Source organism: Paenibacillus sp. FSL R7-0340 (assembly GCF_038002205.1).
GTDB lineage: Bacteria > Bacillota > Bacilli > Paenibacillales > Paenibacillaceae > Paenibacillus > Paenibacillus polymyxa_B.
The window spans coordinates 2,192,221-2,208,187 of sequence record NZ_JBBOBY010000001.1 but is presented as its reverse complement, the minus strand read 5'-3'; the positions used below and the strand labels follow the sequence as shown (position 1 = coordinate 2,208,187).

The following is a 15,967-nucleotide window of genomic DNA, read 5'->3' as shown; positions in this document are numbered from 1 at the left end:
CACCTCCTATTTCTTCAACTTCGGATCAAGCGCATCACGCAAGCCGTCGCCAAAAAGGTTGAACGCAAGCATAATCAAACTGATCAAACCTGCTGGGAAAAGCATCCGCCACGGGTAATACATCCACCCGGTCAGAGCCGATTCAATCATTGAACCCAGCGACGCCTGAGGAGCCTGTACCCCTAATCCAAGGAAGCTCAGGAATGCCTCAGAGAAAATAGCACTTGGAACTGTCAAAGTCAGTGTGACAATGATTGGTCCTACCGCATTAGGCAACAAGTGACGGAACAGCAAACGACCTGCACCAGCACCCATTGAACGGGAAGCAAGTACGAATTCTCGGTTTTTAAGTTGTAACATCTCACCACGTACAATCCACGACATGTTAATCCACCCCGTTACACAGAGCGCAATAATAATTGTAGTGATACTTGGCTCCAGTACAACCAGCAACAGGATCGTAACAAGCAAGTAAGGAATGGAGTACAAGATTTCAGAAAATTTATTCATGATTTCATCAACGCGGCCACCAAAGTAACCCATAATTCCACCATAAATAACTCCAATCATCAAGTCAATCATTGCAGCAGCCAAACCAATAATCAAGGAAATCCGAGCGCCCATCCAAGTACGTACAAACATATCACGTCCCAGATCATCTGTTCCGAACCAATGTTCCGCCGAAGGAGGAAGATTGGTGCTCAACAAATCATTGGTGCGGTCATCGTATGGGGACAGCATCGGCCCAACAATTGAAGCAAGCACAATGAGAACCAACACACTCAAGCTCGTCATTGCCAGTTTATTTTTACGAAGTCGTTCCCAAGCATCTCGCCAAGCGGACAAGCTTTCGCGCTGAATAACTTCAGACTGCTTTTCATCCGCCCCGACCTTCTGGAAATCTTCCGGTTTTACCTGAAGCTTATCCAAGTTCACAGCATTATCTTTAACAGACATAAAGTTATCCCTCCTTCCCGCCAGTAAGCTTAATCCGCGGATCAATAAATCCATATGCAATATCTGTAATAAAACGCGCCACCATCAGCAAAATACCGTAAAAAATAGTAACTCCCATAATCATGGTATAATCGCGGGTTGTAATACTATCTACGAATACCTTACCAATACCGCCAATCCCGAAGATACGTTCAATAACAACTGAACCCGTAATAATATTGGCCGTCATGGGTCCCACATAGGTAACAACCGGCAAAATAGCATTACGTACAACGTGTTTGAACATAATTGTAATGGATTTCAAGCCTTTAGCTTTGGCAGTCTTAATGTAATCCGCATGAAGTACTTCCAGCATGCTGGAACGCGTTAGTCGAGCGATAAACGCAATTGGGGAAGCAGATAAAGCTGCAACAGGCAGAACGTAGTCCATCGGACCGTCAAAGCCCATAACATTAAACCAACCTAACTGTTGAGCGAAGAAAAATTGAATCAACGATGCTAGAACGAAGCTGGGAACCGCAATCCCCATGATAGCTAATACCATTGCAACGTTATCTATTAGCCTACGATGATACAAAGCTGCCAGCATACCTAGCAAGAGACCGACAATTATCGACACGATTATGGCAACAAAACCTAGTTTGAGGGAAACCGTAAAAGTTTGTCCGATAATGTCAGTTACACTTTGATTCAGCTTTTTCATAGAAATACCAAAATCACCTGAAGCAATATCACCTAAGTATTTAAAATATTGGACATATACAGGCTTATCCAGCCCATATTGCTCCATTAACCGGGCTTGAATCTCAGGAGAAGTCGCTTTTTCACTCATGAAGGGGTTACCCGGAATTGCTTTCATGAGAAAAAACGTCGCAGAGATCAGAATGAACAAAGATAGCAGCATATAGAAAAATTTACTGATCAAATAACGCGTCATTGCCCGTTTACACCCCCCATAAATTTTTTTCGACACCATTCGATTTTATCGAAATAGAATTGGACTGTCCAATCTACTTATTTGCATGGTTACATGATGATGGAAAAGACCATGACACACAAAAAAAACGGGATATATATGGTTCTATCCACATATATATCCCGAAGTAACTATCAAACTTCAGAATCGAGCTTCAGTTACTGTGTAATATACGCTCTTGTGAAATCAACTGCTCCACTAAAGTCAAGCCCAATGTCTTTTACATTCGGTTTCGTTAAAGAAACATTTGAGTAGTAGTAGATCGGAAGCATTACCATATCATCTTGAACCAGAATTTTCTCCGCTTTCGCAAAATCTTCCATGCGTTTTGCTGGATCAGTTTCTTTCTTAGCTGCTTCAATCAAAGCATCATATGCTGGGTTAGCATAACCTGCATTGTTGTTGCCATTGCCTGTTGTCCACATATCCAGGAATGTCATTGGATCATTATAGTCAGCAGACCATCCACCACGAGCGATTTGGAAATTCAGCTTGTTACGTGTTTGGATAAATACGCCCCACTCTTGGTTTTGAGTTTTGATGTCAACACCAAGGTTTTTCTTCCACATATCAGCAACTGCCAAAGCAATCTTTTGGTGACTCTCGCTGGAGTTATACAGCAATGTTACCGGAGGAAGTGTAGTTACGCCTTCTTCCTTCATACCTTCTTGAAGCAATTTTTTCGCTTCAGTGAAGTCTTCTTTGAAGTAATCATCTTTATTCTCAGTACGGAATTCTTGAGATACTCCTTTGATACCTGGAGGTACAAAGCCGTATGCAGGAATTTGACCGCCCAATGTTACTCTTTCAACGATTGGTTGGCGTTCAATAGCCATCGCAAACGCTTTACGGATTTTAACATTATTAAATGGTTTTTCAGTTACATTAAACAGATAGTAGTACGTACTTGCAATCCCTTTTGCCTTAAATTCGTTAGGCAGTTCTTTTTTCACAGCCGGAATTTGGTCGGTAGGAATTTCACCGTTTGGCATACCTGCGTAATCGAGTTGTCCACTTCTATAAGAAGCCAGCTCTGTTGCACCGCTATTTACAAGGGACATCGTAATTTTATTCAGCTTGATATCATCTTTACCCCAATAGTTTTCACTTTTGGTTACTTCGATCTTTTGACCGCTGTCCCAAGTCGTTAATGTGTAAGGTCCGTTAGTGATCATGCTATCTTTCTTAACAGCCCACTTATCATTACCTTTAACGGAAGGATTTACAGGGTAAAAAGTGTAGAAAGAAGTCAATCCCAAGAAGTAAGGAGTTGGGTGCTCCAGCTCTACTTGCAATGTATGGTCGTCAACAGCTTTAACACCTACATCTTTAAAGTCTGTAACTTTAGTGCCTTTAAAAGATTTCGAAGTGCTCAGGTTGTAACCCTCAGCATTTTTGATATAGTACAATTGGTAAGCATATGGAGGTGCAGGAGCCGTGGAAGGATCCAATACCCGTTGCCAAGCAAATACGAAATCGCTTGCTTTGACTGGGTCGCCATTACTCCATTTTGCAGTATCACGAAGCTTGAACGTATAGGTTTTGCCGTCATCGGAAATTTTCCAAGATTCAGCTACGCCAGGGATTTCTTTGCCGTCAGGACCCATACGTACGAGACCTTCATACAAAGTTTTCAGAACCGTGTTAGTTTGACTATCCTGAGCTTGTGCCGGATCGAAGGTTGGCGGCTCGGAAGCAAGGTTAATGCGCAAAATTTGCTTGTCGGCCGGAGCCGGCGTAGTCGAGGTGTTTTCTTGTGCGCCCTTACCATTATCGTTCTTGCTGGAGCCACAACCTGCGAGCAGTGCACCAACTGCAAGAATGAGTGTCAAAAGGACTAAAAAGCTTTTCCTTTTCATCTAGCGTTTTCCCCCTAGTTCTAAAGTGGTATATGTTTATAGATTATACAACCAGCGGTCAAAAAAATCTACATTACATTTCTTCAAATTGAGCTTTTTTTTCAAAAAAACATGATTAATTCATATTTTTTCACCTTTTCATGTCACCTTATATCACATGATGTTGAATATATTCTTAAATATACCAACAACAGTCAACAAAATATACGCCAATGTCATCGCTATAAAAGTTAATCTCCAGACCGCTCTACATAATCTTTTACCATCAACCTTCCCTTTTATTCGATTTTGAGCTCCTCCAATTAAACCCAAGGCCAGTAATAGGAGCAGTAGAATCAAATAAAAACCGAATCGAGATGTAAAAATGACGTTAAAGAGTGCTGCGACGGAAAATATCAGAAAAAACGTGGTAATATCCATAGAAGTAAGTAACGATTTCTTTTTTTCCATTTTAAGAATGTAGCGACAAACCGCAAACACGATCAAAAACGGAAAAAAGGGAAGAATACTGAAAGTGATAATAGTACCTTGTATAAGACTCAACTGATCACCCCTCTTTTAGCCGCATGCCTTCAATTAATTGCCACAATACCTCATGAGTTGGTGCAGTAACTCCAGCCCGATCTGCCATCTGCACCAGTTGTCCGTTAATTGAAGCAACTTCCGTCATGGACTGTGCAAGTACATCAGCTAGCATGGACGAGTGATTTTCTGCCGTTACCCGGCATACATTCATAATTTGCTCCCACCATGCGTTTTCCCAGTGGATACCATGAGCTTCATACACTTGAATGCCTTCATCGTACAGCCTGCGCATCATATGTATTCGAATAGGGTCCGAAAGCAGCTCGCCATTACGAACTCGCCATACCGCTGTCAGCGGATTGATCACAGCATTGATCAACAACTTGCGATACATACCGTTCTCGATTTCTTTCGACAAGCAAACGTCAAATCCTGCTGCAAGCAGCCGATTTAGCACACATTGATTAAAATTATTGTTCTTCGCCTCCTCCCCTTCCTCCGAACTACCAATTTCAGTAACACCCGATCCTGCATGTACAATAGATGCTACTCCCTGTCTCTTGGCTCCTTCAGTCGTCACAGCAGGGTATACCACAGCTTCAGGCCAAGCCTGTCTAATGCGTTCTATATGGCCGATTCCATTCTGCAAGCAAACAATTCCTGTATCTCTATCCATTTGAGCTGCAGGCTGGATCTGTTCTAATACTTCCTCAATCGCCCCCTGTTTGGTCATAAGCATTATCCATCGTGCTGGAGCCTGTGAATTTAACCGTTGCCAATCTGCCAATGGCGCTACCTTCAATTTATCCCCGGAAACATGTACTGCCGTCTGTCCCTCCTTATCAAACACAGTAATCCCTTCACGAGCAATGACGCGTGCCTGCTCAAGTGTACGCGTCCACAGCCTTACTTTTGTACCCGAAGCAGACAACCTCCCGGCAAACAACAATCCCAGCGAACCCGCTCCAATAATATCAATCACCTTTGTATCGTCTCGCTTCCATCTTTTTTTCTACTATATCATATGCACTCTAAAGAAATACAAAAAACGCCAACTACGGCAAAGCGCTAGTTGACGTTTTATTTCAATATTGCAGAAGTAATCTTGTTACTCAATGCGCTCCAGATTCCCATTGGCGTCCATTTTGAATCTGGATTTAAGCTCTTCCTCATCTTCAGTGATTAAAGCCAAGCGCCGAGCTCGGTCCATAATCTGAATCAGAGCTTTATAATCATCATTCACAACACGATAGTCGGTTTGTACATCATTCACTTCTTTGGACAGCCGGTCATTAATGGAGCGAAGCTGATTCAATTCTTCTTCCTTTTCCCGTAAATCTTTCTCCAGCATCTTAATCTGCCGATTCGTTTCCTGGACGGATCCCTTCCATTGGCGCAAGAAGCGAATTACTGCATCAATAGATAATGTATCCTCACTCGCACCATCCGTTCTGTATCCACCTTCGACTGTATCAAGCGAGGCAAAAGCCGCAACCTGTGATACACCCACCGGGTTCTGCTTACGGATATAACTGCGCTTCTGGCGCTGTGCTTTGGCAATACTAATCGCTTCATCGTAACGTTTGCGCACGCAGCTATTCCAACGAAAGCCACATGCTGCAGAGGTTCTTCCTATTTTTTGTCCAACCTCCTCAAACGCAGCGAGCTGCGTTCCACCTTCACGGATATGCCGCAATGTCACCTCCGCCAATATCAAGTCATCTTCCACACTCCATGCATCTTGTCTTATTGCAGTCATGCCTCTAGCCCTCCTAACAACATCCTGAAATAACCGTCTTCATGAACCGATCTTGCCGGTATTTGAATAGGGTATAAAAGCTGTTTATTCATTCCTATGCCTCTCGTAGAGTTCATAGAATCTATTTGATACTAAATTGTATTTCCATTTCTGCAAGAACTCATACGTGAACGTAAACAGTTTCGGGTTTCAAGCATGCTCAGACTGCTGTACAATAAAATGAATGGTTAAAGAAACAGAAAGGATCATATACATTACCATTAGTTTTTTTCGGGAATACATAAAAGGGGAAACCAAATGAACAAACGAATAAAAATCACAATCAGCACCCTGCTGACCACCATTATGTTGCTAACTTTCATATATGTACGTCCTACCCTGGCCGCTCCCTCCCATGAAGAAAGTCAGATTTTACAAGATAGCCTGTCGATTGTAGAGATAGACCATGAAATTGAGCGAATCAGTCAGGAGCAGCATACCCTTTTGCAGCGTCAGCAGGAACTGCGAAGTAATCTCACCGTTCAGCAAGAGCAAATGACCATACAACGGAAGCGTGCAGGTTCTGTGCTGCGATCTTATTATATGGGGGAAAGGGACAAACTGTTGAGTGTGGTGCTAGGGGCGAAAAGTATAAGGCAACTTCTCTCTCTGTACGATTACTACTTATTATTGATTAGTCACGATCAGGATGTGCTTCAAGAATACGAATCCAATTATCAATCTATGCGAAAAACAGAACAACAAGTCACCCAAGCCTCAATGGAACTGGAGACTGTCAAAACAAACTTACTGGCACAACGTAAACGCATTGCCCTGCTTCAGTCGCGTGTAAATGACGGCGTTAACGCCAGTAATGACCCGGATACCCTACGTAAGCTAATTGGCGAAATGACAGCTTATTGGGAGAATGTAGGTGTCTACGAGGTAAATAAGCACTTTAAAGCATTAGCTCAAGCTATGCAGAATTTACCACAATTCATTCAACAACAACAAGGTGCCATGGTTACAAATGGAAAAGTCATTACGATAAGCATTCGTGAAGAGGACTTTAACCGTTTTTTAAAGTCAGAAAATGAATTGTTTAATCACTTCAACTTTACATTTGCGCAGGATCGAATTGTGGTAGAAGGTCAGCAGGGAACGATGAAATTAAGGGTAGAAGGTCACTACACGCTAGAGAATGAGCCGAAAAATGCAATTTTATTTCATGTGGATCGATTGGTATTTAATGGTCTGGAGCTACCTGATACGACCCGCAACAAGCTGGAAAAGGATTTTGATCTGGGTTTCTACCCACAGCAGCTTATTTCCTATGTCAAAGCCACAGAAGTACGCACTTTAGCAGGAATGCTTGAAGTTAAGCTCGAATTAAACTTTAAGTAAAATTTTGCTCACCTTTCATTGTTCTGAATTTTTACGTGTATAAAACAAGAGACCCCGGGAGATTCCCGAGGTCTTTATTATTGTAATAACGGTAGGGATTTTATAGTAGATCGGCTGCCAACTGCGCAAGCTTGGAGCGTTCTCCTTTTTCCAACATGATATGCCCACTAATCCCTTCTTGCTTAAACCGCTCCACCACATAGGTTAGACCGTTACTGGCTGCATCCAGATAAGGGTGATCAATCTGCTCCGGATCTCCCATCAAAATGATCTTGCTCCCCTCACCCACCCGGGACACAATCGTTTTGATCTCATGTCGGGATAAGTTTTGCGCCTCATCGACTATAATAAATTGCCCAGGTATCGAACGCCCACGAATATAAGTAAGTGCCTCCACCTGAATACTGCCCAAGCCCATCAAAATTTTGTCGATATCACCTGATTTTTTGGCATCAAACAGATACTCTAGATTATCGTAGATGGGTTGCATCCACGGGCGAAGTTTTTCATCCTTTTCTCCCGGTAAATAACCAATATCCTTACCCATAGGAACAACAGGCCGAGCAATCAGCAGTTTCTTGAAGCGATGTTCATCCTCTACCTTAAGCAAACCTGCCGCCAGCGCCAGCAGCGTTTTGCCCGTACCCGCTTTTCCTGTAATGGTCACGAGAGGGATATCGTCATTAAGCAAAAGCTCCAATGCCATCCGCTGTTGAGCATTACGCGCGCTGATTCCCCACACCGATTCGTTACTTAAGTACAGCGGCTCTAATCGCTCTGCCTCCTGATTCACTTTCAGCAAAGCTGATTTTCCAGTTCCCATTTCATCTTTCAGAATAACAAATTCATGCGGATACAGCGTATAAGGTAGTTCCAGTGGCTTGATTGGTAAAAAACGGTTAGAGTAAAATTCATCTATGATGGACGGGTGCACCTGTATTGCCGAGTATCCGGGATATAGCTCACTTAGATCGCCTGTTCTATCGGATAGGTAGTCTTCGGTCAGCAGTCCCAGTACATCTGCCTTGATCCTGACCAGCACGTCTTTACTGACCAAAACGACCGAACGTGGTTCAGGCTGCTCCTGCTCTTCCAGATGATAATTCAAGGCGACCGCCAAAATCCGGTTATCGTTCGAAACCTCCCCGAACATCTCCTGAACTTTCAAAAAACTTCGGTGGTTTAACTCAACCTTAAGCCTCCCACCCTGGGGAAGTGGAACGCCACTGTGCAGATGACCTACTTCTCTTAACCCGTCCAACAATCGCGATACATTGCGGGCATTCCGTCCAATCTCATCCGCGTTGCGTTTTTTGGAGTCGATTTCTTCCAGAACAACAGCTGGAATGACAACTTCATGTTCTTTGAAGGTAAAAATGGCTTTCGGATCATGCAGCAGCACATTCGTATCCAGCACAAAAATTTTCCTCATTAAATCCCCTCCAAAGCGGCGTGGACAATCTCGTGTTTCATACCTATACCTATTCACCGGGTACCCAATACTTGCTGATTCCCTGAAAAAAGAACCCCAAAGCAGATAAAGCAACGAAAAGTTGTAGTGAAGATAGCTCTGAGCCTGTACATTTTTAAAATTAGACACAAAAGGCCCAGTGATTGCTCACTGGACCTAGACTTGGTTCACTATAACTTTAGACATACCTCAACCCCCTTATGTTATATAAGAGCTTTACTCGCTGCGAGTATAACATAAGAGAGGAGAAAGATACATACTCAGGAATTGGAAGAAGCTGCAGTAGTGTCGCTTGCTTTTTTAGCTAATTCCTCTTGTAGCGCTTGTTTGGCCAAATCGAGCTGTTGCTCATCAATGTACACATACGGGCTACGCCACGTTCCTGCCACCGGATTGTATTTCACATTTTGCTTGGAAATATTCCAATAGGTTTGTACGATATTTTTCATTTGCTGTGACTCGATATCTGTCATCATATTCTTATCAACCGATTTAATAATTGCGCTAAACTTGGTCAAAGCGTTAAAGGATTGCATTTGGTCAATTAGGGAATGAAGCACCTGATTTTGTCGACGATTGCGATCAAAATCGTCAGATTCAGCTGTTCTTGGACGACAATTCGATTTGCGGTAGCGAACAAAATCAAGAGCCTGATCACCGTTCAAATGCTTGGCTCCAGCTGTCAGGTTAATATCGGTACCATCTGCACGGTCACGATAACACATGTTTTTATCAACCGTCACATCTACGCCACCCAAATTATCTACTACATCTCTAAAGCCCTGGAAGTTAATAACCGTCACATAATCGATATCAATGTTTAAATATTTGCCGATCATCTTCTTCATTTGTTCTTCAGCAACTTCACCAGATTCTTTCTCTCTAGCCTTAAACACTGGATAATACTCATTCAACTTGCGTGGTTTATATCCATCCATTTCTAGACGCGTATCGCGCGGTAAAGACACGATGGTAGACGATTTGGTATTGGGGTTTAATGTAGCTACCATAATAACGTCTGACAAATAAGTCGGATGATCAGGGCGGTAATCGGTTCCCAGCAATAAGATAGTCAAAGGCTTAGCTTCAGCCAATTGTGTTTTGGGTACTTCCTTGTTGATCCCCGTATCCAAAACTTCCTCTACCTGATTGTAAATATAGTAGGTATAACCACCTACTGCCAAAATACCTATAATGAGCAAAAACAAGACAAACTTCATAAACGATCTGAAAAAGCTTTTTTTCTTTTTCGTTTTTTTCGGTTTGGCGGATTTTTTCCCGCTTTGTGTCCGGGGAGGCAATCCGTTCGAAAGATTACTCATGCTTCAACACCTTTTCCTGCGTTTTGAGAAATATCGCTTTCTCCAAGTTTACAATCCTAAAACACATACAGCGGCGCATCCCGTTCCCGGGCGTCGCCGCTGTGGCCAAAGACCAATCCAATCAATTACGTATTTGCTTGTGCTGTTTTACGTTGTTTCTCCGCACGCTCGCGTTCACCTTTGTTCAAGATCTTTTTACGCAAACGGATGGCATTAGGTGTAATTTCGCAATACTCATCATCATTCAGATATTCGAGCGCCTGCTCCAGAGAGAAGATAACAGGTGTTTTCAGTTTAACTGTATCGTCTTTTGTTGCTGAACGAACGTTTGTCAATTGTTTTTCTTTACAAATGTTAACGACGATGTCGTTATCACGTGTGTGCTCCCCAACGATCATGCCCTCATAGATTTCAGTACCTGGCTCCAGGAACAAAATACCGCGATCTTCTACGCCCAGCATACCATAAAATGTAGAGCTGCCGTTTTCCGTTGACACGAGAACACCCTGATGACGTCCACCTACTTGACCGCCAACAAATGGTCCATAGCTGTCAAACGCATGGTTCATTACGCCGTAACCACGAGTCAAAGTCAGGAAGTTTGTAGTGTAACCGATCAGACCACGTGCAGGGATCAGGAATTCCAAGCGAACCTGTCCGGTGCCGTTATTAATCATGTTAACCATTTCGGCTTTACGGGAGCCCAAACTTTCCATAACCGCGCCCATGCTTTCTTCCGGAATATCAATGAGGAGACGTTCGATTGGCTCCATTTTCTTACCGTCAATTTCCTTGACGATAACTTCCGGTTTGGACACTTGCAGTTCGTAACCTTCACGACGCATGTTTTCAATCAGGATACCCAGATGCAACTCACCACGTCCGGATACAATAAAGGCGTCCGGGCTATCTGTTTCATCAACACGTAAGCTGACATCCGTTTCGAGTTCTTTCAGAAGACGCTCACGCAATTTACGGGATGTTACCCACTTACCATCGCGACCTGCGAATGGGCTGTTGTTAACCAGGAAGGTCATTTGCAGCGTTGGCTCATCAATCTTCAGTACAGGCAATGCTTCAGGATGATTTGGATCGGCAATGGTTTCACCGATGTTGATATCTTTAATTCCCGCAATCGCCACAATGTCACCAGCGCCCGCTTGGTCAGTTTCAATACGTTTCAGACCTTGGAAGCCGAACAGCTTCTCAATACGCGCTGATTTACTGCTACCATCACGCTGCATAACTGTGACTGCTTGCCCCTGCTTGATGATACCGCGGTTTACACGACCTACTGCAATTCGGCCAAGGTATTCGTTATAGTCCATCAGTGTTACGAGGAATTGAAGAGGCTCATCTACTTTCTCAGTTGGAGCCGGAATGTGCTCTACAACTGTTTCGTACAATGCTTGCATGTTATCGTCTTGCTTTTCAGCATCCATGCTGGATGTTCCGTTCAGCGCCGAAGCGTACACAACAGGGAATTCCAATTGCTCATCATTCGCACCCAGCTCAATGAACAAATCCAATACTTCGTCAATGACTTCTGCCGGACGAGCTGCCGGACGGTCAATTTTGTTCACTACAACGATAGGCGTCAGATTTTGTTCCAACGCTTTACGCAGTACGAATTTCGTTTGCGGCATGCAACCTTCGTAAGCATCAACGACGAGCAAAACACCGTCAACCATTTTCATAATCCGTTCCACTTCGCCACCAAAGTCGGCGTGTCCCGGTGTATCTACAATGTTAATCAGGTAATCTTTGTAAGTGATTGCTGTATTTTTAGCCAAAATCGTAATACCGCGTTCACGCTCCAGATCGTTGGAGTCCATGGCGCGCTCCTGAACAGCCTCGTGTTCTCTAAATGTTCCGGACTGTTGAAGCAGCTTGTCGACAAGCGTCGTTTTTCCGTGGTCGACGTGGGCAATAATCGCAATATTGCGAATGTTTTCTCTTGCATGCATGGTTTGTATCCATATCCTTTCCGTATATCAAAATAGTGTCTCTATCCTGAAGCAGTGCTGATTCAAGGCTAACAATCGTTCTTTAGGCCCACTCCCTGCCAGCCTTCTATATGTTTCAGGCTTTGTACAGACAGCTTCTCTCTCCGATTCGCGTGAAAACCTTAAAATAAGCGTCAGAAATCTCCGACGCTCTTATCATATCCATTATATTATAGTTGAAATATGTCATAAAGCAAGACATTATTGCCTGTTCCGTAATTTACCGCCATAAAATCTCACAGCTTGTCGTTTTACCTTTTGCGTTTGCCACGGTTGTTTAGGACCAACCAGATTCCAGCTCCGATCAGTAAAACTGCAATAACATATATGATGCCCGTTCTTAGCAGGGTAATGACCAATAAAAACACCGATATCAACCCCAATATCACGCCCCCTGTATAAACATTACGAGAAAGCGAAATATCATTAATGGCGTACTGCCATAATCCAATCGCCACACCTAGAAGTAGCAAAGGCCATAAATAGGCCATTAAATTCCAGCCCCAAATATTGCAGAGCAAAAATAAGAAGCCATAAACCGACAAAATCCCTGCCGGCAGCAACATAAAGGGTGAAACTTTACGCTTCATGTACATTGCATGCAGTACGATTCCAGGTATTAAAAACAGCAAAGGCCAAAAGTTTCGTCCCAAGAAGGAGAACGTCCCCAGTTTCCCCAACAAAATAATCAGTCCTACGGCAACAATGCCCACTCCGATCATACGCTCTTTTCCGGAATTCATCGTGGTCTCCTTTGTTTGCTGAATTTGTTTTTAGGTCTTTTAATGTGATTGTTTTTAAGTATATTTTAGCCGATGTTTTCCAAAAAAACTACGTTCAAATATGGCGAGCTCGTAACTGACGATATATTCCTACAATGACAACTGCTGCGGCCAAAAGTCCCGGTAACCATGCATGTATTAGCTCCCCCGCACCTGCTAACCACACACCCAATCGGGGATCACGGAGTAGCATTTCTCCTGCCGTAAAAGCCAGGATTGCAGATCCAAGCAAAACAAGTACAGGGAACCGATGAAGCCAGATCGCAATCACGTTGCTGCCCCAGACGACAATCGGAATGCTAATTGCAATACCAATGACGATAATGGCGATATCCCCATCTGCTAGGGCTGCAATAGCTAATACGTTATCTAGACTCATCACAAAGTCCGCTACCAGAATCACCTGTATAGCCTTCCATATGGTTGTTTCTGCTCTGACTCCCACATGATCCTCATTCTCATAAAGCAGCTTAAACGCAATCCATAACAGAAGTAGACCGCCTGCCGCCTGAATAAAGGGTATGCCCAGCAAAATGACAGCTACAAAAGTCAAAACACAGCGCAGGAGGACTGCACCGACTGCCCCCCACCATATAGCTTGACTCCGCTGCCTTGCAGGCAAGTTTTTGCTCGCCATGGCTATAACAACTGCATTATCACCGCTTAATACCAAATTAATCATTAATATTTTCAACAGCAAAATGATATGCTCCATGTGTACAAACACCCCCATCCTACTTGTATGCGAAATAGGACGAGGCTATGCTTATAAGCCTTGTCAAATAAGTCATCATTTATTAAAAATTGATGTCAAATTTGTTGAGTAAAGACCTTGAAATCAATAACAAACAGCAATATAATGAATCGTATTTCCGAAAAACGGGTATTAAAATAAACAACATACAATGATTTTAGGATGTTTAATCAGGGAGATGAGAACGATTGATATGTCCGGACTTCAGTTCTTTTGGCTACTGCTTAATGTGATATTTATTGATCTTCTGCTCGCAGGAGATAATGCGATTGTAATTGGACTTGCCGCCAGAAAGCTGCCTCCTGCCACGCAAAAAAAAGCGATACTGTACGGTACCGGTGGTGCCCTGCTCATTCGCATAGCAGCCACCATTGTGGTACTCTGGTTGCTTCAAGTACCGTGGTTGTTACTCATCGGGGGTGTCATGTTAGTCTGGATCGCGTATAAGTTACTCGTAGACCAGGAGGACCATACCGAAGTCAAAGCGGGAACAACGTTATGGGGTGCTATCCGCACGATTGTTGTAGCCGATGCGGCTATGGGTCTGGACAACGTGATTGCGGTTGCTGGCGCGGCCCAGCAGCATTTGCTACTTGTAGTGCTTGGCCTGTTAATTAGCGTACCGATCGTTGTATGGGGTAGCACTCTTTTTATCAAACTGATCAATAAATTTCCCTGGATTATCTATTTGGGATCGGCTGTTCTTGGTTATACAGCCTCTAATATGATTACTGAAGAACGTAAGCTGGAACCCTATTTTACCGAGCACCCTGCGCTGCGTATCTTGTTTATTGCCGCAGTTATGGCTGGTATTTTGCTCACAGGATATCTTCAAAATCGCAGAGCAGTATCCAGTCGAGAAAAAGCCGTCTAAAATGATTCAAAAACTGTTTTAACTAAAATAAAAAGGCAGACCCAAATTAGCTGGTGGGTCTGCTTTTTTATTTTAAAACCAATCTTCCTGTATAACTTCCTCTTTACGCCCCTCTATAGCTCCACCTGTCTCCAGGACAAGTGTCTCCGTTTCAGCCACAGCCTGTTCAATCAAGGCATTTAAATCCCGAATAGAGGCTTCAATCTTTTGAACAACCCACAAATTCGGATTGGTGGTTGGGGATTTGGGAACAAACAATGTGCAGCAATCCTCATATGGAAGGATGGATAGATCGTAGGTGCCAATTTGCTTTGCGATTTCCGTGATCTCCTGCTTATCCATCATTACGAGAGGTCGCAGCAATGGTAATTCTGTCGAACGGCCAATCACATTCATGCTGGATAACGTTTGACTAGCGACTTGCCCCAGACTGTCGCCCGTCACGAGTGCCAGTGCTCCTTCACGCTCAGCCAGCATCGTTGCAATTCGTAACATAGACCGTCTCATTAGCGTAATTATCAGATTATCCTGTCCAGTGTGCGTAAAGGCCGTCTGCACCTCTGTAAACGGCACAAGGTGGATTTTAATCCGACCCGCATAGCCTGCTAAGACCCTTGCCAATTCAATGACCTTTTCTTTCGCACGCTCACTTGTAAACGGATAGCTATAAAAATGCACACATTCAATTTCCAATCCTCTACGCATGGAAGACCACCCTGCTACCGGGCTATCAATTCCACCAGACAGCAGCAGCATAGCTTTACCGTTCGTTCCTAACGGAAAGCCCCCTACAGCCATAATAACATCGCTGAATATATAGGCCGCCTGCTCTCTAACCTCCACACGTAACTCAATATCTGGTCGATGTACATCGACCCTCAACGCTTGAAACTCTCGCAAAATAGGAGAACCAATTAAATGGTTCATCTCTTGTGAAGAATGGGCAAATTCCTTCCACACTCTGCGGGCATTTACCTTGAAAGTCGTTCCCTCGTCCACATTCAGCTCACGCATCAAAGCTACAGCGGTCTCAATTATAGCACCAAGCTCGACAGGAGCCATTTTGACAGGACTTATTGTCGTGATGCCAAACACTTTTTGTAACACTTGAATGATCTGTTCATAAGGCTCTCCTCCGAGAACCACATAAATCCGTCCAAATTCCTTCCGCAAAGAAGCACCGGGAAACGGTTTGAGTAGCAGCTTCACGTGATTCAGTACTGCCTTTTCAAAACGAGTCCGATTCTTCCCTTTTAATGTAAATTCACCGAAGCGAAGTAACAACATATCATAGTGCAT

General features: G+C 43.6%; 14 protein-coding genes. 2 read left to right on the top strand and 12 right to left on the bottom strand.

Annotated features, from left to right (window positions below; genetic code table 11):
* Positions 1-6 precede the first annotated feature (6 nt).
* The 6 genes from MKX59_RS09815 to MKX59_RS09790 form a co-directional block, all read right to left on the bottom strand.
* On the bottom strand, positions 7-957 hold the full coding sequence (locus MKX59_RS09815) for an ABC transporter permease (RefSeq protein WP_013311103.1): 951 nt from the start codon (positions 955-957) through the stop codon (positions 7-9).
* A 4-nt stretch (positions 958-961) separates the two neighbouring features.
* Positions 962-1,894 (bottom strand): ABC transporter permease, encoded by a 933-nt coding sequence (locus MKX59_RS09810; RefSeq protein WP_023989458.1) that lies wholly within the window; start codon positions 1,892-1,894, stop codon positions 962-964.
* A gap of 197 nt (positions 1,895-2,091) precedes the next feature.
* The gene (locus tag MKX59_RS09805; protein ID WP_023989459.1) at positions 2,092-3,792 is read right to left on the bottom strand and encodes a peptide ABC transporter substrate-binding protein; all 1,701 of its coding nucleotides are present in this window, start codon (positions 3,790-3,792) and stop codon (positions 2,092-2,094) included.
* Between the two features lie 153 nt (positions 3,793-3,945).
* Entirely contained in the window at positions 3,946-4,335 is a 390-nt protein-coding gene (locus MKX59_RS09800; RefSeq protein ID WP_013311106.1) for a DUF3397 domain-containing protein, read from the bottom strand.
* Positions 4,336-4,339: 4 nt separating this feature from the next.
* Entirely contained in the window at positions 4,340-5,299 is a 960-nt protein-coding gene (locus MKX59_RS09795) for a ketopantoate reductase family protein (protein WP_071558478.1), read from the bottom strand.
* A gap of 126 nt (positions 5,300-5,425) precedes the next feature.
* Positions 5,426-6,076, bottom strand: coding sequence for an RsfA family transcriptional regulator (locus MKX59_RS09790; protein WP_013311108.1), 651 nt, complete (start codon positions 6,074-6,076; stop codon positions 5,426-5,428).
* A 297-nt stretch (positions 6,077-6,373) separates the two neighbouring features.
* On the opposite strand from MKX59_RS09790, the gene MKX59_RS09785 reads away from it, so the two are divergent.
* Positions 6,374-7,459 (top strand): hypothetical protein, encoded by a 1,086-nt coding sequence (locus MKX59_RS09785; protein ID WP_071558477.1) that lies wholly within the window; start codon positions 6,374-6,376, stop codon positions 7,457-7,459.
* A gap of 100 nt (positions 7,460-7,559) precedes the next feature.
* Here MKX59_RS09785 and MKX59_RS09780 read toward each other — a convergent pair whose 3' ends face one another.
* From MKX59_RS09780 to MKX59_RS09760, 5 genes are all read right to left on the bottom strand, one after another.
* Complete coding sequence (locus MKX59_RS09780) at positions 7,560-8,891, bottom strand: PhoH family protein (protein ID WP_071558476.1); 1,332 nt, start codon at positions 8,889-8,891, stop codon at positions 7,560-7,562.
* Positions 8,892-9,190: 299 nt separating this feature from the next.
* A complete protein-coding gene (locus MKX59_RS09775) occupies positions 9,191-10,252 on the bottom strand; it encodes an LCP family protein (protein WP_023989463.1) in 1,062 nt (353 codons plus the stop codon).
* A gap of 125 nt (positions 10,253-10,377) precedes the next feature.
* Positions 10,378-12,219, bottom strand: coding sequence for a translational GTPase TypA (typA, locus tag MKX59_RS09770; protein ID WP_013311112.1), 1,842 nt, complete (start codon positions 12,217-12,219; stop codon positions 10,378-10,380).
* Positions 12,220-12,509: 290 nt separating this feature from the next.
* A complete protein-coding gene (locus tag MKX59_RS09765; protein WP_028540472.1) occupies positions 12,510-13,001 on the bottom strand; it encodes a LiaF transmembrane domain-containing protein in 492 nt (163 codons plus the stop codon).
* A gap of 94 nt (positions 13,002-13,095) precedes the next feature.
* Positions 13,096-13,755 carry a TerC family protein gene (locus tag MKX59_RS09760; protein WP_023989465.1) on the bottom strand — a complete coding sequence of 220 codons (660 nt, stop codon included), beginning with the start codon at positions 13,753-13,755 and terminating at the stop codon, positions 13,096-13,098.
* A 217-nt stretch (positions 13,756-13,972) separates the two neighbouring features.
* Here MKX59_RS09760 and MKX59_RS09755 point away from each other — a divergent pair, with 217 nt between their 5' ends.
* Positions 13,973-14,668: a TerC family protein gene (locus tag MKX59_RS09755; RefSeq protein WP_025722107.1), complete on the top strand. Its 696-nt coding sequence runs from the start codon at positions 13,973-13,975 to the stop codon at positions 14,666-14,668.
* A 72-nt stretch (positions 14,669-14,740) separates the two neighbouring features.
* On the opposite strand, the gene thiI is transcribed toward MKX59_RS09755, so the two are convergent.
* Positions 14,741-15,967 carry a tRNA uracil 4-sulfurtransferase ThiI gene (gene thiI, locus MKX59_RS09750; RefSeq protein WP_053325774.1) on the bottom strand — a complete coding sequence of 409 codons (1,227 nt, stop codon included), beginning with the start codon at positions 15,965-15,967 and terminating at the stop codon, positions 14,741-14,743.

Bases quoted from the DNA above. Each gene is read 5' to 3' on its own strand.
- MKX59_RS09760 (WP_023989465.1), bottom strand. From the start codon at position 13,755: ATGGAGCATATCATTTTGCTGTTGAAAATATTAATGATTAATTTGGTA.
- MKX59_RS09775 (WP_023989463.1), bottom strand. From the start codon at position 10,252: ATGAGTAATCTTTCGAACGGATTGCCTCCCCGGACACAAAGCGGGAAA.
- MKX59_RS09780 (WP_071558476.1), bottom strand. From the start codon at position 8,891: ATGAGGAAAATTTTTGTGCTGGATACGAATGTGCTGCTGCATGATCCG.
- MKX59_RS09815 (WP_013311103.1), bottom strand. From the start codon at position 957: ATGTCTGTTAAAGATAATGCTGTGAACTTGGATAAGCTTCAGGTAAAA.
- MKX59_RS09765 (WP_028540472.1), bottom strand. From the start codon at position 13,001: ATGAATTCCGGAAAAGAGCGTATGATCGGAGTGGGCATTGTTGCCGTA.
- MKX59_RS09805 (WP_023989459.1), bottom strand. From the start codon at position 3,792: ATGAAAAGGAAAAGCTTTTTAGTCCTTTTGACACTCATTCTTGCAGTT.
- thiI (WP_053325774.1), bottom strand. From the start codon at position 15,967: ATGCACTATGATATGTTGTTACTTCGCTTCGGTGAATTTACATTAAAA.
- MKX59_RS09755 (WP_025722107.1), top strand. From the start codon at position 13,973: ATGAGAACGATTGATATGTCCGGACTTCAGTTCTTTTGGCTACTGCTT.
- typA (WP_013311112.1), bottom strand. From the start codon at position 12,219: ATGCATGCAAGAGAAAACATTCGCAATATTGCGATTATTGCCCACGTC.
- MKX59_RS09785 (WP_071558477.1), top strand. From the start codon at position 6,374: ATGAACAAACGAATAAAAATCACAATCAGCACCCTGCTGACCACCATT.
- MKX59_RS09790 (WP_013311108.1), bottom strand. From the start codon at position 6,076: ATGACTGCAATAAGACAAGATGCATGGAGTGTGGAAGATGACTTGATA.
- MKX59_RS09810 (WP_023989458.1), bottom strand. From the start codon at position 1,894: ATGACGCGTTATTTGATCAGTAAATTTTTCTATATGCTGCTATCTTTG.